This is a genomic window from Mycolicibacter sinensis, assembly GCF_001667375.1.
Classification (GTDB): Bacteria; Actinomycetota; Actinomycetes; order Mycobacteriales; family Mycobacteriaceae; genus Mycobacterium; species Mycobacterium sinense_A.
In genome coordinates this window covers 1-721 of the sequence record NZ_LZIN01000023.1, presented here as the reverse complement: position 1 = coordinate 721, position 721 = coordinate 1, and the positions used below count along the sequence as shown (strand labels likewise).

Genomic DNA, 721 nt, shown 5'->3' with positions numbered 1-721 from the left:
CCCGCGTTCTTCGTCGGCGGGACGATGTTGCCGACGCCCTCGGCGGCGTTCGCCCAAACCGCGGCCGACCTGTTCCTCAACCCGCTAGGCTTCGACGCCGGCGACGATCCGACGGTCTGCGTGATCGGTGCCGGCATCTGCGATTCCCCGCTGCAGGTGCTGACCACCCCGGCGCTGGTCCAGCAGGGCCACAGCAGTTTCGTCGGGGCGGCCGAGATCGTGCGGGCGGTGCACGCCGAACTCAACGCCAACCCCGACGCCTACGATGCCGACAACCCGCTGTGGGTGTTCGGCTGGTCGCAGGGCGCCACGGCCGGTTCGATCGCCATGGCCCAGCTGGAACACGACGGCGTCGACCCGCAGTTGCTGCATTTCGTGTTCATCGGCAATCCGGTCGGTGCCGACACCGCGTCGGAGGGTATGGGCGGGGTTTCCTCCTCCGACTTCTTCGACACTGCTCTGCTGTCGGGTGTCCAGACCCCGAACAACTGGTTCGCGGTAACCGATTACACGATCCCCGGAGATCCGGTCACCGACCCCACGTCCACCTCTGAGCTCGGTTTGTTCTACGAGCACATGATGTATCTGGGGCTCACGCCCGATCAGGTGGCCAACCACCTGGCCACCACCGACGGCGCGATCACCGACATCGACATCTCCGGTGACTTCGACCAGTTCGGCGCCTGGATCAATGCGTGGAGCCACGGGCTGGTCGACAGCG

1 protein-coding gene is annotated in these 721 nt (G+C 66.3%); it reads left to right on the top strand.

Going from position 1 to position 721, the window contains the following annotated elements; all coding sequences use genetic code 11:
* Nucleotides 1–24: 24 nt before the first annotated feature.
* Nucleotides 25–721: PE-PPE domain-containing protein (locus tag A5771_RS04450; RefSeq protein WP_234782943.1), on the top strand; the 697-nt coding region annotated here is incomplete at its 3' end.